Genomic DNA, 26,550 nt, shown 5'->3' with positions numbered 1-26,550 from the left:
GGCTTCCTCTTACTCTTCTTCTGCGTACTTTTTCTTACGTCTAAACTTGCTTAACATTTCATACACGATTGGAACGATAACCAATGTGAGAAGTGTAGAACTTGTTAAACCGCCAATTACGGTAACACCAAGTCCTTTTGATACGATTTGGCTTCCGCCTTCAAATCCTAATGCGAGTGGCAGCAGTGCACCAATTGTCGCAAGTGCCGTCATTAAGATTGGACGTAATCTTGTTGTACCTGCTTCAAGTAATGCTTCTCTTGTTGAGAGACCTTCTTGTTCTTTATGAATCACTCGGTCAATCAAGACAATGGCATTAGTTACAACGATACCGATCAGCATGAGCAATCCAATCATGGCATTTAAGCTGATGGTTTCTTTTGCTATAAACAATCCAGCGAGAGCGCCAATAATCGTAAATGGCAGTGAGAAGAGAATCGCAAATGGTGCAAGACCTCCGCCAAATGTGATGACGAGAACGAGATACACAATGGCAATCGCTGCTAGCATTGCAAGGCCAAGCTGTGTAAAGGATTCTTGGATATCCGCACTTACGCCGCCTGTGTCGATCGTTACGCCAGATTTTAGATCAAGCTTGTCGACTTTCTTCTGAACATCCTGCGTTACACTTGAGACGTCGTCTGTTGTCATGTCACCAGACACTTCTGCGTAGATCTTTCCATCACGTTTTGTCACCGTATTTGCTGTCGTACCATCTTTTACTTTGACGACATCACCAATACGGACTTCTTGCCCTGTTGGTGTGGTGATCTTTTTATTTTCTAAATCTTTTTTGCTCTTATATTCATCTTTTTCCGTTTGAAGCTTCACATCAAGTTCTTTGCCGTCCTCTGTGACTTTCGTCAGTGTTGTTTCACTATTTTGAGGTGCAATCGCTTGAGCGATTTGTGAAGCAGTTAGACCTAGTTTCGCCAGTTTTTCTTGATCTGCATTAAACGTATATTCGTCGTATTTCTCAGATAAGCTTGTGCTGACATTTTTCAGGTTTTTCTCATCTTTTAAGATGTTCTCAACATCTTTTACTGTGCCTTCAATATCACTTGCTTTGTCCCCGTACACATAGTATGTCACGGTATTATTTGCACCAGCAGATGAGAAGTTTTGTGATTTCCATTCCCCTTTAGACGCTTTGTCTTGAAGGGCTTTGACCACGCGGTCTTTTTCTTTATCAAAGTTTGGCGTGTCATCATCATATTGTACGAAGAATAACGCACCGTTAGAGTTACCGCCAACACTTGCGGTCATAGCATTTGAAGAGCCTAGTGAATACTGAACTGTATTGACATGGTCACGTTTCATCAAATATTCTTCAGCTTTTTTCGTTTCATCAATTGCTTGCTCTCTCGTTTGTCCAGGTTCAGGTGTATATGTCACCATGGCCGTTTTCTCTGCTTCCTGTGGTAAGAAGCTGACACCGACAAGTGGTGCTAAGAATAAGCTTCCGACAAGCATAAGAATGGCAATCCCTGATGTGATCCATTTATGGTTGAGTGTCCAATTAAGTACACGTCTATAACCGCCAGCAAGCTTGCTTGGTTTATGTTCTTTTACTTTTTTCGCTGTGCCGTACAGGTTCTTTTTAAATAGAGTGTGTGCCATCATTGGAACAATTGTAATAGCGACAAGCAGTGAAGCAAGTAACGCAAACACAATCGTTAAGGCAAACGGGATGAATAGTTCACCAATCATTCCACCTACTAATGCTAACGGTAAGAATACCGCAATTGTCACAATCGTCGAAGACATGATTGGGATAAACATTTCTTTTGTGGCTTCTCTGACGAGTGCCTTGCCTTTTAACGGTTCATCCTTTAACGCCATTCGTCGATAGATGTTTTCTATGACCACTATCGAGTCATCGACAACACGCCCGATGGCGACGGTCATGGCACCAAGTGTCATGATATTTAACGTGATATCCAGCTGATTTAATAGTAAAACAGCAATCAACAGAGATAAGGGTATGGAAATGACCGAGATTAATGTTGATTTGATATCTCTCAGGAACAATAAAATGATAATGATCGCAAAGATCGCTCCGATGATCGCCTTGTTCAGCATTGTGCTGACAGACTCTTTAATCGGCTCTGCTTGATCATATGTGGTGCTTACTTTAATACCTTTGTTGTCTTTTTTGAATTTCTCAAGCTCTTTTGTCACTTCTTCTGCTACACTCACTGTGTTGGCATCAGAGCCTTTAACAATTTGCAGACCGATACTGTCTTTTCCATTCGTTCTAGAGATCGATTCAGCATTTTTTACGACTTTAATATCTGCTATCTCAGAAAGCTTGATCGTCGGAAGCTCTACAGATTGACTGCTTGCTGCACCTCCACCTGCTTGCTGCTGACTTGCACTTCCAGCCTGCTGCTCCGTACCTTGCGCACCTTGGTTTTCTGAACCGTTAGAAGGTGCTCCAGCTCCAGCGCTTCCCGCACCGCCGCCTGCACTTGGTGTGACTGGAATACGCATGTTTTTCAAATCTTTGACGCTTAAAATATTGCCGTCCACGACAACTGATTTTTGTTTGTTGCCAAATGTATATAGACCTAATGGTACATTCACATCAGAGCCTTTGATCATGTTTTGGACGGTATCTTCATCTAGACCGTATTCTTTCAATTTCTTTTGTTTAAACGAAAATTCTACTTCTTTGATTTGCTGTCCTGAAGTTTCGACAGAAGAGACACCGTCTAATCCTTGAAGTGAAGGAACGAGATCATTTTCTACTTTTTGTGTAAGGTCTTGTAATGATTCTTTATCACCAGAGACACTAAGGGCTAGGATTGGAATCGCATTAATACTAAAGCGTGCGATTTTAGGTTTTTCTGCATTTTCAGGGAAATCGATATTGCTAATCGCATCTTCAATTTCCTTTTTTGCTTCATCCATGTCTTTGTTGTAATCGTACTCGATTTGAATGGATGATGCATTTTCAAATGAATTAGAAGTGACCACGCTGACCCCATTGAGGTTTTGAATCGATTTTTCAATTGGATCTGTCACCTTATCTGATACTTCGTCCGGCGTTGCGCCAGGGTACGTTGTAGAAACCGTAATGACTGGCGTGTTGATATTCGGGATTGATTCTTGTTTCATATTCAATCCAGCATATAGACCAGCAACTGTTACGATAATCGTCATGAGCCATACAGCGAACTTATTCTTTAATACAAAATTGATGATCGAATTCATTATATCCTCCATTTTCCTTTATGTATTGACTGACTGGTCATTCTATATCATAATAAACGGTGATATACAATGCCGTCAACCATTTCACTTGCGTTTGACGTAACATTCTAAAGCTGAAGGGGCCTTATTTCATGAACGAAAAAAAAGAAAAAATCATTAAAGCAAGCATCCAATTGTTTGCGAAAAAGGGTTTTTCTTCTACGACCATTCAGGAAATTGCAGATGAATGCGGAATATCAAAAGGCGCATTTTATTTACATTTCAAATCAAAAGAACAGCTTTTCAACCGAGCGTTTGAATATTATATCGACACTTCGATGCAAACTATCGAAATGATTCGAAAAGAGAATCAGCATCTCGCGCCGAGAGAGATCTTTCAGAAACAAATCGCTGAACAGTTCCAGCATTTTGCTGAGAACAAGGATTTTATCATTCTGATCCTCAGCGAGAACATTATTCCGGAAAACCAGCAGATTAAAAAGTATTCAAAAACTGTGAAAAAGCAAATGAACGATGAAATTCAAATTTCCATCTTGACCACTTATGGACAGGAGATCGAACCATATGTAACTGACCTGTCAGTCATGATCCAAGGAATTATCCAATCATATGTGCAGGTTCTGCTTTTACAGGATCAAATGCAATTATCATTTGATGAGCTCTCATCCTTTATACTCGAACGGTTTGATGATCTGGTCCACGGCTTGCTTCGTTCTCAGTCGAAGCCGATTTTGAAGCAAACCATTTGGGATGATGAAGCGCCGAGTGCTGCTTCCCTTCAAGAGGAGCTTCGTTCGTTAAAGCTTGAGCATCTGCTTTCAGATGATACTGTTGTATCCATTGAAGTGATTGAAGAAGAGCTGGCAAAAGCTGAACCTCGTAAGCCAGTCATCAAAGGGATGCTGACGAATTTAGAAAAGTGTGAGGACCCTGCTGTTCTTAGAGCAGTTGAGCAATTGAAGCTGTTTCTTCAGTAACATGACGTGCTGTTTTCGATTTAGCTCACCTTTTCCCCTTCGAATGTGCACTTTCGCTTATGCTTCATTATAAGAAAAGATTCTCTAAATTGATATACGGCGGTGGTCTGAATCTATGATAAGACCCTGTCATTTCAAGCAAAAAAAACCGCCTATTACATAAGGCGGTTTTTTGCGATTTAGCGCTTTTTGATTTCTTCAAGGAGAATCTTGTTCACCATCGGCGGGTTAGCTTGGCCCTTCGATGCTTTCATGATTTGTCCGACTAAGAAGCCAATCGCGCGGTCTTTACCATTTTTAAAGTCTTCAATGGATTGCGGGTTGTTATCAAGTGCTTCTGTGACAAGTTTGAGCAGCGCACCTTCGTCAGAAATTTGAACAAGTCCTTTTTCTTTGACGATTGTTTCTGCATCTCCCCCATTTTCAATGAGCTCTTTGAATACCTTTTTCGCAATCTTAGAGGAAATTGTTCCTTTTTCAATGAGCTTGATCATGCCAGCAAGTCCTTGCGGTGTTAGCTTTGTATCGTCCAGCTCTTTTTGAGCAGAGTTTAAGTAAGCAGACACTTCACCCATGAGCCAGTTCGATGCTTGCTTCGCTTCTGCACCTTCTGAAATGGTCGCTTCAAAGAAATCAGACATTTCTTTCGTCAGCGTGAGTACCATTGCATCGTATGCAGGAAGTCCAAGCTCATCGATATAGCGTTTGCGGCGCTCGTCAGGAAGCTCTGGAATGGATGCTCTTACGCGTTCTTTCCACTCGTCATCAATGTACAGCTCCACCAAATCCGGTTCTGGGAAGTAGCGGTAATCATCAGATCCCTCTTTGACACGCATCAGGATCGTCTTTTTAGACGCTTCGTCATAACGGCGGGTTTCCTGTTCGATCAAGCCGCCAGAAAGCAATACTTGCTCTTGACGCTTCTCTTCGAATTCAAGGCCTTTTTGTACGAAAGCGAATGAGTTCAAGTTTTTGAGCTCTGTCTTTGTACCAAACTCTTCACGGCCGATTGGGCGAAGAGAAATATTGGCATCACAGCGAAGTGAGCCTTCTTCCATCTTACAGTCAGAAACGCCTGTATATTGAATAATAGATTTTAATTTTTCTAAGTAAGCATACGCTTCTTCTGGCGTGCGAATGTCTGGCTCAGATACGATTTCAACTAGCGGTGTTCCTTGACGGTTGAAATCGACGAGTGAGTAACCGTCGCCTGTGTGCGTCAGTTTCCCAGCATCCTCTTCCAAATGAAGACGCGTAATACCGATTCGTTTTGTTTTGCCTTCTACTTCAATTTCAATCCAGCCGTTTTCACCGATCGGTTTATCAAATTGAGAAATTTGATACGCCTTTGGGTTATCAGGATAGAAGTAGTTTTTACGGTCAAATTTTGTATCTGTTGCGATTTCACAGTTCAGCGCCATGGCCGCTTTCATCGCAAAGTTCACCGCTTCTTTGTTCAGTACAGGCAATACGCCAGGATATCCAAGGTCGATGACACTTGTTTGCGTGTTGGCAGCTGCACCAAAAGGTGTCGGCGAGCTTGAGAAAATTTTCGATTGTGTTTTTAGCTCTACGTGGACTTCAAGTCCAATTACCGTTTCAAAGTTCATTCTGATTCACCCCTTACAGTTCAGGTTTTGCTTTATGATGATCTGTTGCTTGCTCAAAAGCGTGAGCCACGCGGTACACTGTTCCTTCGTCAAAGTGCTTGCCGATGATTTGCAGTCCTAACGGAAGGCCATTTGCAAATCCACAAGGCACACTGATTCCTGGAACGCCTGCAAGGTTAACAGGGATGGTTAAAATATCGTTTGCATACATGGTTAGCGGGTCGCTTGTCTTTTCACCAATCTTAAATGCAGGAGTCGGTGTTGTTGGTCCTACAATGACATCATACTTTTCGAAAACATCTTCAAAGTCTTTTTTGATCAATGTACGGACTTTTTGTGCTTTTTTATAGTACGCATCGTAATATCCTGAGCTTAGCGCGAATGTACCAAGCATGATGCGGCGCTTCACTTCGTCTCCAAAGCCTTCAGAACGAGTATTTTTGTATAAATCAATCAGGTTGTCTGCATTATCTGTACGGTAGCCATAGCGGATGCCGTCAAAACGAGCAAGGTTTGCAGATGCTTCTGAAGAAGACAGTAAGTAGTAAGTCGCAAGCGCATATTTAGAATGCGGAAGAGACACTTCTTCCCACGAAGCACCAAGTCCTTCTAATACTTTTAACGCTTGAAGAACAGATTCTTTTGCTTCCTCGCCAACGCCTTCGCCAAGGTATTCTTTCGGCACAGCAATTTTCAAGCCTTTGATGTCGCCAGTTAATGAAGAAAGAAAATCTGGGACATCGACATTTGCACTTGTTGCGTCCATTTGATCGACACCTGCAATCGCTTGAAGAACATATGCGTTGTCTTCTACATTACGTGTAATCGGACCAATTTGGTCTAATGATGAAGCAAATGCGATTAATCCGTATCTGGATACACGGCCATATGTCGGCTTAAGACCGACAACCCCGCAGAATGATGCTGGCTGACGAATTGAACCGCCTGTATCTGAACCAAGTGAGAACGGTACTTCACCTGCTGCAACAGAAGCTGCTGATCCACCACTTGATCCGCCTGGAACGGTGTTTAAATTCCACGGGTTTTTCGTCGCTTTGAAGCCTGAGTTCTCCGTAGAAGATCCCATTGCGAATTCGTCCATATTTAATTTACCGATTGTGACTGCTTCAGCGTCTCTTAGGCGGTTCACAACGGTTGCATCATAAATTGGATCAAAGTTTTGCAGGATTTTACTTGAAGCTGTAGTACGCAAATCCTTTGTAACAATGTTATCTTTCACACCGATCGGCATACCGAACAATAGGCCAAGCTCGTCCTTTTCACCTACTGCCTCGTCCAATTCCTTTGCATACGCACGTGCTTTCTCTTCGTCCAGTGCAAGGAATGCTTGTACTTTTCCGTCTACTTCATTGATTCGTTTATAAGACTCGTCCACTAAATCAGAAACAGACAGTTCCTTTTTATGTAAAAGCTCTTTTAATTCAGAAATTTTGTGATCAAACAGTGACATGTCTCGGGCCTCCTTTAGTCCAAAATTGATGGCACACGAATATAGCCGTCTTTATGATCAGGCGCGTTTTTGACGACTGCCTCAATGGAAAGACCTTTATTCGGAACATCTTCTCTCATGACGTTTTTCATTTTTAATACGTGTGTAGTAGGTTCAACGTTTTCCGTATCTACCTCGTTTAACTGCTCTGCAAATGAAATGATGCTATCAAGCTGTTCTGTAAACATCTCAGCTTCTTCTTCTGTAATCGCAAGCCTTGCTAAATGCGCAACGTGCTTGACTTCTTCTATTGAAATTCTTGACATGCAGGTTCACCTCCAAAAATGATGCGTACTCGTGGTCATGATCATAAGTCATATACACTTTATCATATCAAATTTTACTGTTCTAAAGCAACTTTACGCAGGTGCCGTGAAAGGTTCGTTCTCTTGAAAACGTCTTTTTATCAAACCGATAAAGGAAATATTCATCAGGTGACTTTTTATTTTTCAGAAAATTTTTACTTTTGTTTATTTTTGTAATCGCTTACATATCGATTCTTATCACCGATATGTCTATTTTTCCTTCAAAATGAAGAGGTTTAGGCAGGTTGATCACTTGGGAATACTCTGTTAGGTTAAGTAACCATAGCAGTGAGCGGGGCAGTCAAGCAAAAAAGCTGTCTTCGCACTTCTGTATATTTTGATTGAGGTGATGTCAAATTAATACGAAAAAGGTGAGAACACAAAATGAGTATTGAAGTTACAATTTCCTTATCTATTTATTTTATCGGGATGCTTGCCATTGGTTGGTATGCATTCAGGAAAACACATGATTTAAATGATTATATGCTTGGTGGACGCGGGCTTGGTCCATTCGTTACAGCCCTTTCAGCAGGTGCTGCGGATATGAGCGGATGGATGCTGATGGGTGTGCCAGGTGAAATGTATAAAACAGGTTTATCGACAGCCTGGCTTGCAATTGGTTTAATCGCTGGTGCTTACTTGAACTACCTCATTCTTGCACCTCGTTTACGTTCTTATACAGAGATTGCGGATGATGCGATTACGATTCCTGATTTCTTTGATAAACGATTCAAAGGATCATCTGCTTTATTAAAAGCTGTGTCAGCCGTCATCATTTTAATTTTCTTTACGCTGTATACATCATCTGGAATGGTATCAGGCGGACGTTTATTTGAGTCAGCATTCGGTGCTAACTACACGTTTGGACTGATTTTGACGTCAAGTATTGTTATTTTGTATACATTGTTCGGCGGATTTTTGGCAGTGAGCTTAACGGACTTTGTCCAAGGAGCTATCATGTTTTTAGCATTAGTGCTCGTGCCGATCGTTGCCTTTACACAATTAGGCGGACCTGTTGCTACAATCCAAGATATTCAACAGATTGACCCTAAATTGCTTGATATTTTTAGAGGAACGAGCGTCATTGGCATTATTTCCTTCCTTGCTTGGGGACTAGGTTACTTTGGACAGCCGCATATTATCGTGCGCTTTATGGCCATTACGTCCGTTAAAGATTTAAAACCAGCACGCCGAATCGGAATGAGCTGGATGATTATTTCAGTGATTGGATCACTGTCTGTCGGTTTAGTGGGAGTTGCCTATGTTCATGAAACGGGTATGAACCTTGCTGACCCTGAAACCATCTTTATCGTCTTTTCTAAAGTCTTGTTCCATCCATATATCACTGGATTTTTACTTTCTGCCATTTTAGCTGCGATTATGAGTTCAATTTCGTCTCAGTTGCTTGTCACAGCAAGTGCGATGACAGAGGATTTATACAGAACGTTCTTTAGAAAAACAGCATCAGACAAAGAGCTCGTCATGATTGGCCGGATGTCTGTACTCGTTGTCGCTGTGATTGCTCTCTGCCTTTCACTTAACCCAAGTGACACCATTCTTGACCTTGTCGGTTATGCGTGGGCGGGATTTGGTTCTTCATTTGGTCCAGTCATCTTGCTTTGCCTATACTGGAAACGAATGAATCATCACGGTGCCCTAGTTGGAATGATCGTTGGTGCGGTTGTGGTTCTGACATGGATTACGACAGGCCTCAACCATGCCACAGGTATTTATGAAATGATTCCAGGCTTTACGCTTAGTGGATTAGCTGCCATTATTGTGAGCTTATTGACAAGTAAGCCGTCAAAAGCATCAAAACAGCTTTTCAACAAAATGGAAGATCATCTTGAAGAAGAAACAAAATAAAGAATTGAAGAGTCATCTGCCCTATGCGGATGACTCTCTTTTTAAATAAAATAAAAAGCTTTTCTTTCTTCAGAAACTGAATAAAATAAGAGTTGTGCAGCCATATGGGCTGTGAGAAGATCATATACATGTTGTGAAACGTACATGAAGTGAAAGGAGCGATACGCATGTTTTGGACAATTGAATGGGATACAGTCTTAAAATTAGCCGTGGCCACCTTAATCGGTCTGATTATCGGGCTTGAACGAGAGCTGAAGAAAAAGCCCCTCGGCTTAAAAACGTGTATTGTCATTGCTGTCAGCTCCTGCGTCTTAACCATCATCAGCATTGATGCAGCCTACAATTTCCCTCGAGTCTCTAAGCTTCAAATGGACCCACTCAGGTTACCGGCGCAAATTATATCTGGTGTTGGTTTTATTGGAGCAGGTGTAATTCTTCGAAAAAGCAATGATGTCATCTCAGGACTCACGACTTCTGCGATGATCTGGGGAGCAGCAGGACTTGGGGTTGCAACAGGTGCAGGGTTTTATAAAGAAGCCTTCCTGAGTCTTTTCTTTATTCTCATTAGTGTCGAATTTCTACCATGGCTCTTCCAGCGGATCGGACCGATTCGCCTGCAGGAAAAAGAAATCCGCATCAGAATGTCTCTTTCTGACCGAAACCGCATGACCGATATTTTAAAAGAAATGAAAGCCCTCAATATCCGCATTCATTCTGTACGAATTGATGATTTAAAAGAAAAGGACTATCCGATCATGGAAGTACGCGTACGTGTGCATAAAGACCGCTATACAACCGATGTGTACTTTGATATTAAAGATCTAGAAGGCGTCGTTGGCGTGAAGTGTGATACGGTATAAAAGGTGATGAGACAAAAGGCTCATCACCTTTTTTATGGGATAAGGGGTTGAACCATTTTGAACATTCAAATAAAATACAAATTATGAAATAAATGATAAAAGGAGATTTTTCATGGGCTCTATGGATCGTAAAAAACGTATATTTTTTTTCAGCGGAATTCTAGCAGTACTCTTATTAGCTGTCCTTTTCACCTCACATTATGTCACTCCCGTATCAACGAATGCAGCAGACAAGAAACAAACGAAAACACCAAAAAATATTATTTTTATCGTTGGTGATGGAATGGGGATGCCCATGATCAAAGCCTACCGTACATTCAAGCAGGAAAAGCATGCTTCTGTAAAAGGAAAAACCGTCTGGGACCCTTATTTAGTCGGGATGCAGACCACACATCCAGATGATCCTCGAGATAATATTACTGACTCAGCTGCCGCAGCAACAGCCATGGCGACTGGAAAAAAGACATACAATGATGCCATCGCCGTCAATCATGAAAAACAACCTCTTAGAAGTGTCGTTGAAGCAGCGAAGGAAGCAAAAATGAAAACAGCCTTTGTTGTCTCATCTGACATCACCGATGCAACACCTGCCGCTTTTGGTACACATAACGTCTCCCGAAAAAATAAAGAACAAATTGCAGACCACTTTTTTGATGAGAAAATAGGAGGAGAGCACAAAGTTGATATCCTTCTAGGTGGCGGAATGCAATATTTTGACCGAAAAGACCGTAATCTTGTTCAAGAATTTAAGAAGAGCGGGTATTCCATTCTGCGATCAAAAGATGATCTAACCTCTCAATCATCTTCGAAAATGCTCGGCTTATTCCAGGAGGACGAGCTGGATCGAGCCATCGACCGTCCGAAGCATGTGCCTAAGTTAAAAGACATGACGCAGGCAGCACTCACCCAATTGAATCAAGATAATCAGCATGGTTTTTTCATGCTACTTGAAGGCAGTACCATTGATTCTGCAGGACATGAAAATGATGTGGTTGGCGCAATGAGTGAGATGGAGGATTTTGAGAAAGCAGTTCAAACAGCCCTCCAGTTCGCGAAAAAAGATCAAGAAACACTTGTCGTCATCACGGCAGACCATGCGACTGGCGGTTTTTCGTTTGGCACAGATGGGATGACAAGTGAGACTGGCTACAAATGGGACCCAGTGCCCATCTTAGCTGCTAAGAAAACACCTGTTTATATGGCTAAGAAAATCGCAGACGGACAATCTGTACGTGATGTCCTTCAGACCTATATTGAAGTTTCTCTCACAGAAGGTGAAATATCACAGGTAGAAAAAGCAGCACAGTCAGGAAAGGCCAGTACGATCCAACTCAGCATTCAACATATTTTCGATCAGCGTTCTTTCTCAGGCTGGACAACCTTTGCCCATACAGGTGAGGATGTCCCTGTCTATGCATACGGACCTGGAAAAACAGCCTTCCAGGGCTGGATCGATAATACAAAGCAAGGAAAAAACCTGTTTCAAATCATTGAATCACCATCCACCTATCGTCCATAAAAACAATCCCCGCCTCATCATATAGGCGGGGATGTTCATTTTAAGATTGACTTAGCTTTGTAAAGTCAAACGTCGTTATAGGTGCTGCTTCTTCAATGTCGGAACGGAAGCCGGCGAGCATCGCCTTTTCTTCTTCTCCGATGTCAGCCAAATCAAATGCTTGATGCAGCAAGCCATAGATCAGCATGTGACGTAAACGAAGGAAATCAGGAATATAGGCAAGCCACTCATCTCCAAGTTCATTCTCTTCACGATAGCCTTTTAGGAACTGTTTCATAAAGTTTCCTGCAAAAGCAGCTTTGTCTTCGTATGGAATTACTGGGTACCACAAGACATTGTATAGCAAAATACTAATGTCATTCATAAACCAGTTGTACCCAATATCATCGAAATCGAAGGTCGTAATTTTCCCTTGATCCCAGTGGAAGTTTCCGTGATGAAGATCCGCATGAACCAATCCGTACGTATCTTGATTTTTCGGAAGCTTTGCCAGCTTTGCCATCAACCGATCCGCTTGTTCGAAAACAAGGGTCTGATCTGCTGGTACATATTTACGCAGTTTCAGCTGCTCCTCTTCATCCCACTCTTGTCTTTTATAACGCGGGTCTGACAAATGATAGCTTTTTGTCAGTTTGTGCATGCGACCTGTGTACTGCCCAAGGGCATAAAATAATTCATCGTTCCAGTCCGCCTCTTCGACTTTACGACCTGGTGCTTTTTCATAGACTCGAAGCAGAAATGCGCCGCCCTGCCCATCGTCTACTTGCTCGATATCACGGCCATTTAATGAAGCAATTGGTTTCGCAACGGAAAGTCCGCCCTTCGCTAAGTGATGCAGCCATTCCATTTCACCTAAAATATAATCAGGTGATCTGCGGATGGTATGAGTAATTTTTAAAATGAAAGACTCTCCATCTTTTTTTAGTTCATACACATAGTTTTCTGCATCTGCGATAAAGTGGATATCACTTCGCTTGACCCCGTATAAATGAGTAGCCTCATCTAAAATTTTTGATTCTTCATATATGGCTTTTACATCTTTATGCATGCTGATTCTCCCTCTTCATATATTTTGCTAATTCGCGAATGGTGTGTTTTTCAGCAAAATTCAAATCATCAACATACCAACCCTTCTTTTCAATCTCTACTTCCATTTTGACAGCAAGTAAAGAATTTCCTCCTAAATCGAAAAAGTCGTTGTCAATTCCTACTTTTTCCACATGAAGAATGTCACACCAAATGTCTAAAAGTAATGCCTCACGTTCATTGGTTGGCTGTGCATAAAGTCCTTGATCCTGTGTAACTTCTGTCGTTAATAATGAACGTAGACTATCTTCATCATGTACCTCAAGGGCTTTTACATAACCGCTATGCAGCGTTTGATCTGTTTGAACCGTTTCCCATGTAAAACCTTTAGAAGCGAGATGACTTGCTGCCTCCATCTTGTGACCCTCTTTTTCTTCAGTCGAGTGCTGAGGAGGTGACAGGTGACCGGCGATTTGAATGTGATCACTCAATGAACCGATTTCCGCCACTTGTATACGATACGTTTGCTGCCCCTGGATCTCCTGGATCTGTTGCTCTTCCATAAATGACTTGAATAGTTCATTACGTCCGGTCGATACAAACGTAAATTCAATGGAAGAAAGCTGGTGCTGACGGCTGTATTCGGCGAGCCATTTCAGACATTTTTGCTCAATCCCTTTCCCTAGAGCACGGCAGCTTAGCATCCATGCATCAATTTTCAACGTGTCGCCTGCATGATGAGCCAAGATCGCTCCTACAATCCCTTCATGACTGAAGCGGTCTGCTGCCTCAATGAGCCAGCCCTGAACATGCGCATTTTCCATCCGCTCTCTCAGCTGCTGTTCATCAAAGTGCTGATCATTTAAGCGGAATTGGTTAATGCGGCTGCTCATTTGTGCCACACGCGCAAGGTGCTGCTCTCCCCACTCTGTTATACTCATGTGCAAGTTCAAATCTTGTAAAAATTGTTCCATTGACGGCGACTCTGCTTTCTCTTTTTGACGAGCTTTTTCAGCCTTGTAGCTCATGGTTCGCCCTCTATCCTCATCTGTCACATCATAACGGTCAAAAGCCCAAGCATGCTCAACAAATAATGGAATGGCTTTTTCATTGGCAGGTAAGAGCAATGTCATCACTTCTGGCAGCTCTTCATTCATTCGCAAGCACTGAGCTGGATCATCATCTAAGAAAATAAACTGAGATAATGAAAGGTTCAGTGAATCTGCCATTTCTTTTAGATGTCCCGGTTTACTTTCCCAATTGATCCGCCAGTCGACAATATCGTCTTTTTGTAAGACCATATCTGGGTGGTTTTCAAACACACGCCACACATCTTCTTCATTATTTCTGCTGCTTAACACAAGCAGCATTCCCTCTTGTTGTTTTTGCTTTAAGAATCGCTGAAGCATTTGATGTTCTGGCGTAATGTCGATGCCTTCCACACCGTCTTCTGAAACAATACCTCTCCACAGCGTATGATCACAATCAATGGCCACTACCTTAAATGGTGCACCTTTCCATGCCATAATCTCTCGCGCGACTTTTGTACCGATGGCACCGCAAAAGACTTCAGTGAATGGGAGATGTGCGGCTTGCTCTCCTTTTTCATCAAAAATGTCATCGAGCTGATATTGCTGAGCAAGCTGACGACAGTCGATCAACTGAACACCGCCTATCTTAGATAACTGAGCAATCCACTCTTGTTCCACGTCTTGCAACGTGTCCCTAAGAGCCGCACTTATCGGGAGAATACCAACAAAATATAGGTTATGTTTTGTTTTTGATTTCAGAACATTTACAAGTTCTTCTGCATGCTCTGAAGCCAGTTTTTTCTTTTCATCCAGTGAGAGATGGGCTGGACCAGCGATATCCTCTAGACGAATGAGGAGAAGATTTGCACCGTTTTTCTTCTGTGAGATAAGGCTGCGCTCATTTAACAGCTCCTGATACACCTGCCCATACGGTGCAAACTGAATATCGAACTGCACATCAAACTGCTTGGTCCAATACTGAATGTAAGGAGCAACTGGATCTGCTGTAAATGTCGAGCTGATTGTGAGCACAAGTGGTTCTTTTTTCTCTGCACGATCTCTTTTCTCTTTTGCTGCTTGTTCTTCTTCCTGTGAAAGCACAGCGAAATCCTTGAGCAGTTGATCTGGTGTTTGAACAGCTTGTTCGATCAAGTGCTGGAAGTGCTTGACGAAAGCTTGCATCGTTTCATGTTTAAACAGAGCAAGGTTGTATTGAAGGACGCACTTTAACTCACCCGTTACCTCTCTGACAACATCCATTTTCATATCGAGTTTGGAAATTCCCTTTGCAAACTCATGCGTTTCAAAGGTCAGTCCATCAGCTTCAATTTTAATATTCGGATCGTATTCATTGTGATAGATAAGCATCGTATCAAAGAATGGATTGCGATGCGGCCTTGTTTTTGGATTCAAATGCTCGACCATTTGGTCAAACGGGTATTCTTGATGGTCGTACGCATCGAGTAGAACTTGTTTTGTCTGTACCAATTGTTCTATAAAGGATGCTTCTTGTGCCATGTCAAGTTTGATTGGCAGGAAGTTCGTAAACATCCCAATCGTATGCTCAATATCTGCATGACGTCTTCCAGCCACAAGAGAACCGACAATCAGTTCTTGCTGATCGGCATAACGTGAGAGCAGCAGGCCATAAAGCTGGAACAAGATGACGTTATTGGTCAGCTGATATCGTTCAGCGAGCTGTTCAATTTTCTCAACGATGTGCGGTTCAATATTAAATTTGATCGCTCTTCCCAAAAAGGATTGTTCCTTTCGTTCAAAATCATATGGCATTGTCAAAGTCGGAACATTTGAGCCCATTTGCTCCTTCCAATAATCCTGCTGCTTTTGAAACATCTCGCTGCGGAAATATTTGTCTTGCCACACTGCATAATCTTTATATTGCACAGTAAGTTCCGGCAAGGTTTCCCCGCGATAGAGCTCAGTAAATTCTTTAATAAAGATGTTCATGCTCGCTCCATCAGCGACAATATTATGCATATCAACTAATAAAAGATGATCATCTTCTACAATTTTCACAAAACGCACACGAATCAATGGTGCAGCCTTTAAGTCAAATGGACGAATGAATTCATCGATTTGTGCTTCTAATTCTTGCTCATCAGCCTCAGTCATTTCAACAGCAAATTGAAAATCATCATGGACGCGCTGAACAGGTTCTCCATCCTTTAACTCAAAGGTCGTTCGCAAGGTTTCATGACGATCAATCAATTGCTTAAAGGTCTGTTCAAAGCGCTCGACGTCGATTTCACCTTTACATCTCAGAGCCATTGGCATGTTATATGAAGTCACTTGACCAATACGCTGATGAATGAGGAATGTTCGTCTTTGAGCGGCGGATAATGGGTACGTGTCTTTCTGTTCCACCTGTTCAATTTTGAAATATTGATGCTTCTCTGCCTTTTCAATGAATGCTTGGAGCTTCTCGATCGTCGGATGGTTGAACATATCTGTGAGCGTTAGTTCTACACCAAACTCTTTGTGAATTTGAGAAATAAGACCGGTCGCATTTAACGAATGTCCTCCAAGCTCAAAGAAGTGATCGTCTCTTCCCACCTTTTCAATTCCTAAAATATCTTTCCACATCCGCTGTAATGTTGCTTCTATACCATTCGCCTCGGTGGATTGATATTGATTGCTTTCTTCTATTTCCTGCCCTTTGTTTTCCTTCGGCACGACCATTTGCACACCTGAAGACGAGGATAACGCGGCTGTATCTACCTTTTCAATCCAATATCTTTGTCGTTCAAACGGATAAGTTGGCAGGGATACTTTTTGATTCGATTTCTGATTTCGTAATTTTGTCCAGTCCACAGGCACTCCTTGAAGCCAGATGTCACCCAATCTTCCCAGCAGGTAGCGGTCATCTGCTGCCTCTTCTTTCGGGTGACGCATCAATGGAATCGGCTGCTGATGATGAACCTTTGAGACTTGGCGAATAAAGGCGCTTAACGTATTCCCCGGTCCAACTTCAATAAAAATGGGATCAAGCTCCGTTAATAATGTCTCTGCTCCATCACGGAAACGAACTGCTTGCCGCAAGTGATCAGCCCAGTATGCTGGATCTTGCACTGCTTCATGTTCAATCCACGTACCTGTGACGTTAGAAATATACGGGATAGATGGCGCATTCAATTGATACTCAGCTACCTTTTCTTTGAATGATGGCAGGATATCATCCATCATTTTAGAGTGGAAGGCATGAGAGGTGTGAAGCTTTCTGCACCCATGTCCAGCTGCCTCCAGCTTCTCAGCGAGTGCATCAATAGATGCCGTCTCACCAGACACCACACATAACTCAGGCCCATTTACTGCCGCAAGTGAAAGGTCATCCGTCAAATATGACAGCACTTTCTGTTCACTCAAAGGTACGCTCAGCATAGAGCCTTTTGGAAGCTGGCTAATCAGCTGTCCACGATAACAGACGAGATCTACGGCATCTTCAACAGACAGTAAACCAGATACGGCAGCAGCAGTGTATTCTCCAATACTGTGACCGATCATCGCCTGCGGTTTGATGCCAAAATGAATCAGCAATTTAGCCAAAGCGTATTCCATACTAAACAGAAGCGGCTGTGTGTATTCGGTTTGGTTGATCAATTGAGGATCATCGCTTGCTTCTGTTGAGAATAAAATGCTGAACGGGTCAACTGAGACATGCTGTTTGAATTGATTCAAGCATTGATCCAGCGCTTTCTTAAAAACTGGATACTTGTCATAAAGCTGACGCCCCATGTCCACATACTGAGATCCTTGGCCTGGGAAAAGAAAGACGATTGGTCGGCTCGATGTTTGAGAGCTGGCCGTCTTGACCACCTCTTTTGACCTTTGATTCAGCGCCTGTAACATGTCAGCTGTATCACTTCCAAGAATGACACGTTTATGCGGGAAATGATGGCGCCCTGTTTGCAGCGTATAGGCGACATCGCTTAAACGGATATGCTGCTGATGCTGAAGTAAATAGTCAGCAAGGCGATCCGTCATTTTTTCAAGGGCTGCCGGTGTTTTCGCAGATAATAAAAGAAGTTCACTATCTTCTGTGCGATCTGCTGGGACACGTGCAGCAGGTGCTTCTTCTAAAATGACATGAGCGTTTGTTCCACCAATCCCAAATGAGCTTACACCTGCCCTGCGAGGAGAGGTCTGCTCGCTCCATGGCGTCAAATCCGTATTAACAACGAATGGAGAATCAGCAAATTCAATTTTTTCATTCGGTGTTTCAAAATGAATCGTTGGCGGAATCACTTGATGCTTTAAGCTTAATACGGTTTTAATAAAGCCGGCGACACCTGATGCATCATTCAAATGACCAACATTTGATTTGACAGAACCAATGCGGCAAAAGCCTTTTTTATCTGTATCAAACGCTTGCTTGAGTGCTTCAATTTCAATCGGATCTCCTAGTGTTGTTCCGGTTCCATGTGCTTCAATATAAGAAATGGATTCAGGTTCAACCTCGGCCATTCGAAGTGCTGTCTTAATAGCTGATACTTGGCCTTTCGTACTCGGTGCCGTATACCCTACTTTTCTATTTCCATCATTATTAATAGAAGATCCTTTAATGACAGCATAAATGTGATCGCCGTCTTCAATTGCATCCTCTAAATTTTTTAAAATAACAGCTCCTGCACCATCTCCAAAAACGGTTCCATCTGCTTTATTATCAAAAACGCGGCAGTGACCGTCGGAAGAATGGATCATTCCTTCTTGATATAGATAACCCGATTTTTGCGGCAGGCGAATGGACACACCGCCTGCAACAGCCATATGACAGTCTCCGCTTAATAAAGCCTGAACAGCTAAATGAATCGACACCATCGAGGTCGAGCAGGCGGTTTGCACCACCATACTCGGTCCTTTTAGATTTAATTTATACGAAATCATCGTCGCCAAATAGTCACGCATATTTAGAACAGCAGCTTCCAGCGTTTTTGAATCCTCACCTTGAGCTGCCCCTTGAAGTGCTCTCATGACCCATTCTGTATTGATTCCTGCACCTGTATAAAGACCGATTTGCCCTTTATATTCAAACGGATCATACCCAGCATCTTCAAGTGCCGTCCAAACACATTCATGAAACAGTCTGAACTGCGGATCCATCATAGCCGCTTCCTTCGGAGTATAGTCAAAGAAATCCGCATCAAATAAATCGACATCGTCAAGCATCCCTTTTGCTTTGACAAAACGAGGGTTTTTCAATAAGGCTTCATCTGTACCTTCACTTCGTAATTCTTCCTCTGTAAAAAAGGAGATTGTTTCTTTTGCTTTTTTCAGATTCTCCCAGTATTCATCTACGTTTTTGGCACCTGGAAAACGACCTGCAAGACCGATAACAGCAATTTCTGCGCCATGATAGTGATTCGTTGTATCATTCATTCTCGATTCCGCCTCTCAATCTTTTATTCCGTTGCTGTTTAAAACGAGCTCTTCGATCACCTGATGTGACGACGGCTAGTTCTTCTTCCATCGTATCTTCCTTCGATTCCTCAGAAGGCTGAATATATTTTGCAAGCTCTGCGACAGATGGGTACGTAAACAAGGTCACCACGGCTTCATTTGTTTGAAGTGCTTGATTTAACCGATTGGTCACTTGAACAATATCCAGCGAGCTTGCACCTAAATCAAAGAAGTTATCGTGAATGCCCACTTGCTCCATGCCCATAAAATCCTGCCACACTTGACAGATCACTTTTTCAGTTTCATTTCGAGGAGCCACATACGGATTGCCCAGCTCTGGTCTTTCGTGCTTAGACACTTCATATGAATCCGCACTCACTGCAGCCTTCGATTCTAATGACAGCCATTGATCTATCCGTTCTTCAAGATTTCCTGTGGACACGAGCATGTGACGATTCTGCCGGTTAGACAGAACATATTGGAACAGCTCAGCACCCTCTTCTGGTAAAATCGCAAGCTCATTAATCGATTCACCAATTGTGGATTCTAGCTCACCCCAGAAATTCCACGCATCCCAGTTCACACACATCCATGGAGTTTGACTATTTTGATTGAGTCTAGCTGCAAATGCGTCCATATATAAGTTAGCTGCTGAGTAAGCAGAGAATCCTAAGCCCCCGAGCAGTGCACTTATGGATGAAAAGAGGAGACAAAAATCCGCTTGTTCTTGCTCCAGCAGCTGCTCTAGCACATCGAGCCCTTTCACTTTTGATTGGAATTGATCCTCTCCCTGCGCCAGTGTAGATGGGATATCTTTAATGGCTCGGAAGGATGTACTTCCTGGTAATCCTGCCGCATGGAACACACCATCAACGCCGCCATGCTTTTTGCGAATGATTTCAAAAACATGTTTCATCTGCTTAAGATCTCCTGCATTCGCCTGCACCGCTTCTACTGTTGCACCTAATCTTTCAAGCTCGAGTACCTTCTTAATTCTCGTACGCTGCGCTTCATCGGCATTCTCTTGTTGAACATATGACGCCCATTCATCTCTTGGCGGCAATGCCGTTCTTCCTGTTAAATAAAGATGAACATTTCCTTCTTTCGCCAGCATCTTTGATAGAACAAATCCAATGCCGCCTAAACCACCCGTGATGAGATACACACCATTTGGCCTGATCAGTTTCGGAAGTCCATCTTCTTTTTGCAGCGGCAAACGTTTGTAGCTCTGCACCCAGCGTTGACGATTGCGATACGCTACAAGCTGGTCTTTTCCAGGCTGCATAATTTCCTGCCCAATAAGATCGACAAGCTCCTGTTCCTTCCAAGTCATAACATCCGGTACATCTTCCACATCGATATTCCAGCATTTAATGTGATGGTATTCCTGTGAAATGACTTTAACCGGACCAAGCATTGCGCTTTTCTCTGCACATATCATCTCATTCCCTGTAACTGGCTGAATTCCGCTAGTGACAGTAAACAAACGGCATTCTCGAATATTTTTTTGTGCAGCAATCGCTTGAGATAAGAAAATTAAGCTGTAATAGCCCTTTTCAATGTGCGTCTGAAAGGCCGCTTGGCGATTCAAGCCGTCCTCTTCTTTCGCAGATTCCCATAAATGCAGAATCCGATTGATATTGATACCTTTATTAGACAATGAATCTAGCATGTTTCTGTAGTGCTTACCTTCTGCCGGATTGATCGTAAACGCCTGATCCAGCTCTTGATAGACCTCACCCTTTGTGACAAAAATGACCTTCATTCCTTGTTCTTTGAATGATTGTGCAAACAGTTCATGAAAGGCATCCTGTTCCTTGAAAATGAGCCACGTTTGCTCTTCTGGTTCTTTTTCGAAAACTGGTTTTAGCGGCTGCTGCTCCCATGAAGGCAGATAGAACCATTCTTCCATCTCTTTTTTCTTCGTTTCCTTAGGAATGGACAGCTGCTGAGAAGCGGGCTTTCCTGCTTCAATCCAATATCGTTTTCGTTCGAATGGATATGTGGGAAGCGATACAAGCTGTCGTTCCTCTTGAGTTGGACGCGGCTGCGTTTTGACCTCATAACCGCCTGCCCATAGCTCTCCTATACGTTTTAAGAAATACGCATGGTCATCCGCTTGTTCCCTTGCATGCCTCACCATATTTAGGACATCATGATGAGACTCTTTGTTTTCATGACGTTTCGCTAATGCCGTCAAGCTGTTTCCAGGTCCGACCTCAATGAGAGCTCGTACTTCATCGGTTAACAGCTGTGATAAACCTTCATGAAAACGAACGGTTCCACGCAGATGGTTAGTCCAATAAGATGCTGTCATCACCTCTTCATTTGTCGCCCAAGTGCCTGTCACATTTGATATGAACGGGATCGTCGGCTCATGCAGTTCTACTTTCTCTACGAATTGTTGAAACGCCTCAAGCATCGGCTCCATCATATAGGAATGAAAAGCATGAGAAGTATGGAGCTGTCTTGTCACAATTCCTTTGTCCTGTAATTTCTTTTCAAAAGCGGTGATATGCTCTTCTTTACCAGAAACGACACAAAGGTCTTTTGCATTGACTGCAGCAATCGAAAGCGATTCATCGATGATCGAATTCAGCTCCGCCTCGGGTAGTTGCACACTAAGCATGGCGCCTTTTTCCATTCCTTGCATCAATCTGCCTCTTGCCATTACGAGTGTTAATGCTGACTCCAGAGAAAAGACCCCTGACAAGCAAGCGGCAACATATTCGCCGATACTGTGCCCAATCATTGACTCTGGCTCAACACCGCTATGCTGAAGTAATTTTGCTAATGCGTACTCAAATATAAAGAGAAGCGGCTGAGCATTTGACGTTTTTGTGATGTCTTCATTCGTTTCATTCTCTGGAAAAACAATGCCTTTTAAATCAACTTGCTCCGTCTCCATTACATATTTGAAGCATCTATCCACTTCCCATTTGAACACTGGTTCTGCATCGTATAATTCGCGCATCATGCCAGCATATTGAGCACCTTGACCTGAAAACATAAAGGTAGCTTTACGCCATTTTTTGCTTCGGAACACACTGGTTTCAAGATGTTTCTGCTGCAGCCATTCATCAGCAGACGCAAGCACGATCGCTTTTCGATATGGAAATTGCTTTCTGCCATAACGCAATGTATAAGCAATATCTTCAAGCGGAACTTCAGGATGCTGTATCACATACTGCTTTAATTGATCTGTCATTTTCGCTAAAGCGGTATCCGTTTTTGCAGATAAAACGAGCAGCTGCTTTTGCTTAGAAGCTGACTTTTGTTTCACACGTATGCCTTCTTCTATGATCATATGGGCATTTGTCCCGCCGATACCGAAAGAACTAACCCCTGCTCTTCTCGGCTTATCTGATTCCTTCCAATACAGCGCCTTTTGATTCACATAAAACGGTGTATCTTTAAAAGGAATCTCCTGATTGGGTGATTCATAATGAATGGTTGGCGGGATCGTTTTGTGCTGAATAGCCAAAATGGCTTTAAACAGACCTGCAATCCCTGCCGCACTATTTAAATGTCCGACATTACTTTTAACTGAACCGATTGGGATTGTCAGCGGCTCTGTTCCTTTGAACACTTGGCTAAGGGCGGATACTTCAATTGGATCTCCCATTTTTGTCCCCGTACCATGCGCTTCTAAATAACCGATAGACGCGGGATCTATACCTGATTTTTCATACGTTTCTTTTAATACCTCTGCCTGCCCTTCCACACTCGGAGCGGTAAAACCAGCTTTTCGGCTGCCATCATTGTTTACGCCAACCCCTTTGATGACCGCATGAATCGGGTTGCCATCTCTTATCGCATCTTCATAACGTTTTAACAGAACGATCCCCGCTCCATCTCCGAAAATGGTTCCGCTCGCCTCTTGGTCGAACGGACGGCAATGGCCATCTTTTGATTGAATCATTCCATCTTGATAAATATAGCCGATATTTTCTGGAGAACTAACCGTCACACCTCCAGCCAGTGCTGCATCACATTCTTGATTCAATAATGCTTGACAGGCCATGCCAATGTTGACAAGTGAGGTCGAACAAGCTGTCTGCATCGTCACACTAGGCCCGTGTAGATTCAATTTATAAGAAAGTTGCGTACTAAAGAACTCACGATCATTTAACAGCATTGCGCTGAATTGCTCGGTTGCTTCCATTTGATGTGCAAAGCGTGTCAGCCATTCATGATTTGGGCTTGTTCCTGTATAAACTCCAATTTTCCCTGCCATTCTATCAGGGTCACAGCCAGCATCCTCCAGCGCTTCCCAAGCACATTCATGCAAGAGCCTGAATTGTGGATCCATTAGCTCTGCCTCTCTAGCAGAATAGTTGAAGAAATCTGCATCAAAACCTTCAATTTCTTGTAAACGTCCTTTTGCTCCAATGAAATTCGGATGCTGATAGACTGACGCATCCAGCCCTGCTTTCTTGAGTTCTTCTTCTGTGAAAAAGTGAATCATTTCCTCGCCATTCACAAGACGCTGCCAAAAGTCTTCTAGCGATGAAGCCCCTGGGAATCTTCCTGCCATTCCGACAATCGCAATATCTGAATTTTCCTGTGATGTATTTCTTTTTGGGAAAGAAGCTGGTGTTTGCTCACGTTCCGTTTGTTCTTTAAATAAGTATTCAGAAAGACTTGCAACTGTAGCAAATCGATACAATTGAACAGTGTCAATTTGTTGATCCAATCGCTCAGAGATTTTTGCTGCAAGCTGAGATATATCAAGTGATGTCGCACCAAATTCAAAAAATGGCGAGTCATCATCCATTTGATCAAATCCAAAATGAGTTTGAACAATGGTGTGAATATCTTTTTGTAAAGAGGCGAGTGAAGGAAAGTCACGCTTCACAGCCTTCGGCTTTTGTGGTTCAATAGCTGCCATCGTTTTTGTTTGTACAGAGAAATCTGTTTTATGAAATGGATAGCCTGGAAGCGGAATGCGCTGCCTATTCTTCTCCTCTGTTAAAGGAAAAGCTAAGTCGACCCCCATTTCCCAAAGAACACCTGCGACTTGCATCAGGTCTCCATCAAGTGGTTCGGTTGTTTTTTCTGCTCCCTTTTCAACCACAATTCCTTGTTTCTTTGAAAGATCAATCATCAAGGCTGGTGATTCTTGCTTGAACAAAGGCGATTTTACAGGCTGTTCTATATCAAGGAAACGCATTGCAGACGATGGATCGAAAGCAGTTAGTTCCTCCCCTGTCTGCGCAATGTAAACAGGCTGTTGGAGTGTCTTCTGAGGCAATGCAGCCAGCTTTTGATTGATCATCTGGTTGTCATGAAGGCGGTATACAATAGATGCCGCCTCTGTTAGCTCAAGCCCATCTGCTGCACATAAAGCTGTCCACACCCCGCTGCCCTCTCCAATCCATACGTCTGGTTCAATTCCAAGTGATCTTAGCTGGCTGGCAAAAGCCAATGTCATGATCAGCATAGCCACTTCTGCGTGACCGTTTTGTTTGAAATGGAACAGATCGTCTTTTTTAATAGGTATCACGGATTGGACGAGGCTCATTAAACGATCCACTTCTGTTTTAAATGAAAGATCTTTCTCATACAGCTTGATGTAATCACGTAATCCTGCTTCATGAAAACCAGTCAGCCTCATGTTTATCCGCTTATAAAGAAGACTTTCTCTGCCTGGCGTCTCTTCGTTTAGCACATGCAGCTGTTCTAATAATTCATCACGTGTGGAACAGACAAGCGTTTTTCGATATTTGAAGGCTTTTCTTCCCCTTTGTAAGGTATAAGCTGCTTGACCAAGTGAGAGTTCATGATGTGAGGAGACATATTCCTTCAAGTTTTTTGTCATGTTCTTCAAATCATGCGTTGATCTGGCTGACAGCACGATTAATTCTTTGGAGAAGGTCGTGCTGTTTGCTTCTCTCGGCTTTGCCTCTTCTAAGATGACATGGGCATTTGCTCCCCCTATACCAAAGGCACTGACTCCAGCTCTCCTTGGCAAATGAGACGTCTTCCACTCCTCTTTATCTGTTCCAACATAAAATGGCGTTTGATCAAATGGAATACGGTGATTCGGCTTCTCAAAGTGCGGCATTGGAGCAAATTGTCGATGATGCAGCATCATGACTGTTTTGATAAAACCAGCTACACCGCTGGCGGCATCTAAATGCCCAATATTGGCTTTGACTGACCCAAGTCGGCAAAATCCTTTTTGCTCTGTTTGAAAAGCACGAGTAAGTGCCTCAATCTCAATCGGATCTCCAACAGGCGTACCTGTTCCATGTGCTTCGATATATGAAATTGTCTCTGGCTCTGTTTCGGCCATTTCTAAAGCAGATTCAATGACACTTGCCTGTCCACTGACACTAGGGGCTGTATAGCCGACTTTGTTGCTTCCATCATTGTTCGTTGCAGATCCTTTTACAACGGCATAAATAAAATCTCCGTCTTCTATCGCATCTTTTAAACGTTTTAGTGCAACAACGCCTGCACCTTCACCAAAAATGGTCCCTTTTGCTTTTTCATCAAACGGACGGCAATGTCCATCAGGGGAATAAATCATTCCTTCTTGGTATTGATATCCTGTGATCTGTGGCTGATGGAGTGTGACGCCCCCCGCTAGTGCAAGGTCACATTCGCCGCCGATTAATCCTTGGCAGGCCATATGGATAGCAACAAGCGACGTGGAGCAAGCCGTTTGCACTGATACACTTGGTCCTTTTAGATTTAATTTATAGGCAACCCGGGAAGCGAAGGACGGGTCATTGAGATGCATGATTTGAAACACATCTTCATTCTTTTCAAGAGACGACATATGCTGCCCCATCCACGATAAATTGCTAGATGCCCCGGCATAAAGGCCAATTAACCCTTCGTATTGCTCAGGCTCATAGCCAGCGTCCTCTAGCGCATGCCATGTGCATTCGTGCATCAATCGAATTTGCGGGTCCATAATGGATGCCTCTCGCGGAGAGTAGCCAAAAAAGTCTGCATCAAAAGAAGATGCATTCTCTAAATATGGCTTCGCCTTCACATAATCAGACCGTTTTAACAGCGTCTCATCTACACCCGCTGCCTTTAATTCTTCATCAGTGAAAAACGTAACGGATTCTTTCCCTTGCGATATATTTTCCCAAAACGATTGGACATTCGGTGCTCCGGGAAACGTACCTGCTAATCCTACGACTGCAATTTCAAATCCAGATTCGATCCATTGCTCTTGATCAGACATACGCTGCATTT

General features: G+C 42.9%; 11 protein-coding genes. 4 read left to right on the top strand and 7 right to left on the bottom strand.

Annotated elements, in window-relative coordinates; all coding sequences use genetic code 11:
* Nucleotides 1-9: 9 nt before the first annotated feature.
* Entirely contained in the window at nucleotides 10-3,216 is a 3,207-nt protein-coding gene (locus NSS76_RS03590) for an efflux RND transporter permease subunit (protein ID WP_341080817.1), read from the bottom strand.
* Between the two features lie 131 nt (nucleotides 3,217-3,347).
* On the opposite strand from NSS76_RS03590, the gene NSS76_RS03585 reads away from it, so the two are divergent.
* Nucleotides 3,348-4,193 carry a TetR/AcrR family transcriptional regulator gene (locus NSS76_RS03585; RefSeq protein WP_024424552.1) on the top strand — a complete coding sequence of 282 codons (846 nt, stop codon included), beginning with the start codon at nucleotides 3,348-3,350 and terminating at the stop codon, nucleotides 4,191-4,193.
* A gap of 179 nt (nucleotides 4,194-4,372) precedes the next feature.
* Here NSS76_RS03585 and gatB read toward each other — a convergent pair whose 3' ends face one another.
* Genes gatB through gatC form a run of 3 tightly spaced genes read right to left on the bottom strand, consistent with a single transcriptional unit; the run spans nucleotide 4,373 to nucleotide 7,579 of the window.
* Nucleotides 4,373-5,803, bottom strand: a complete 1,431-nt coding sequence (gene gatB, locus NSS76_RS03580) for an Asp-tRNA(Asn)/Glu-tRNA(Gln) amidotransferase subunit GatB (protein ID WP_024424551.1) — start codon at nucleotides 5,801-5,803, stop codon at nucleotides 4,373-4,375.
* A gap of 13 nt (nucleotides 5,804-5,816) precedes the next feature.
* Complete coding sequence (gene gatA, locus NSS76_RS03575; RefSeq protein ID WP_073979902.1) at nucleotides 5,817-7,274, bottom strand: Asp-tRNA(Asn)/Glu-tRNA(Gln) amidotransferase subunit GatA; 1,458 nt, start codon at nucleotides 7,272-7,274, stop codon at nucleotides 5,817-5,819.
* Between the two features lie 14 nt (nucleotides 7,275-7,288).
* Nucleotides 7,289-7,579: an Asp-tRNA(Asn)/Glu-tRNA(Gln) amidotransferase subunit GatC gene (gene gatC / locus NSS76_RS03570; protein ID WP_024424549.1), complete on the bottom strand. Its 291-nt coding sequence runs from the start codon at nucleotides 7,577-7,579 to the stop codon at nucleotides 7,289-7,291.
* Nucleotides 7,580-8,002: 423 nt separating this feature from the next.
* Between gatC and putP the strand changes: the two genes are divergently transcribed.
* The 3 genes from putP (at nucleotide 8,003) to NSS76_RS03555 (ending at nucleotide 11,863) form a co-directional block, all read left to right on the top strand.
* On the top strand, nucleotides 8,003-9,484 hold the full coding sequence (putP, locus tag NSS76_RS03565; protein WP_206534018.1) for a sodium/proline symporter PutP: 1,482 nt from the start codon (nucleotides 8,003-8,005) through the stop codon (nucleotides 9,482-9,484).
* A gap of 167 nt (nucleotides 9,485-9,651) precedes the next feature.
* A complete protein-coding gene (locus NSS76_RS03560) occupies nucleotides 9,652-10,344 on the top strand; it encodes an MgtC/SapB family protein (RefSeq protein WP_024424547.1) in 693 nt (230 codons plus the stop codon).
* Between the two features lie 112 nt (nucleotides 10,345-10,456).
* Nucleotides 10,457-11,863, top strand: a complete 1,407-nt coding sequence (locus tag NSS76_RS03555) for an alkaline phosphatase (RefSeq protein ID WP_024424546.1) — start codon at nucleotides 10,457-10,459, stop codon at nucleotides 11,861-11,863.
* Nucleotides 11,864-11,903: 40 nt separating this feature from the next.
* On the opposite strand, the gene NSS76_RS03550 is transcribed toward NSS76_RS03555, so the two are convergent.
* Genes NSS76_RS03550 through NSS76_RS03540 form a run of 3 tightly spaced genes read right to left on the bottom strand, consistent with a single transcriptional unit; the run spans nucleotide 11,904 to nucleotide 26,539 of the window.
* On the bottom strand, nucleotides 11,904-12,911 hold the full coding sequence (locus NSS76_RS03550) for a phosphotransferase enzyme family protein (RefSeq protein WP_024424545.1): 1,008 nt from the start codon (nucleotides 12,909-12,911) through the stop codon (nucleotides 11,904-11,906).
* On the bottom strand, nucleotides 12,904-19,314 hold the full coding sequence (locus NSS76_RS03545; protein ID WP_341080808.1) for an HAD-IIIC family phosphatase: 6,411 nt from the start codon (nucleotides 19,312-19,314) through the stop codon (nucleotides 12,904-12,906). Before NSS76_RS03545 ends, NSS76_RS03550 begins: the two co-directional genes overlap by 8 nt.
* Nucleotides 19,307-26,539, bottom strand: a complete 7,233-nt coding sequence (locus NSS76_RS03540; RefSeq protein WP_341080805.1) for an SDR family NAD(P)-dependent oxidoreductase — start codon at nucleotides 26,537-26,539, stop codon at nucleotides 19,307-19,309. The genes NSS76_RS03545 and NSS76_RS03540 overlap by 8 nt, the downstream gene beginning before the upstream one ends.
* Nucleotides 26,540-26,550 lie beyond the last annotated feature (11 nt).

Source organism: Bacillus sp. FSL R5-0654 (assembly GCF_038008745.1).
In the GTDB taxonomy this organism is placed as follows: domain Bacteria; phylum Bacillota; class Bacilli; order Bacillales; family Bacillaceae; genus Bacillus; species Bacillus safensis.
This window is presented reverse-complemented; position numbering and strand designations above follow the sequence as displayed.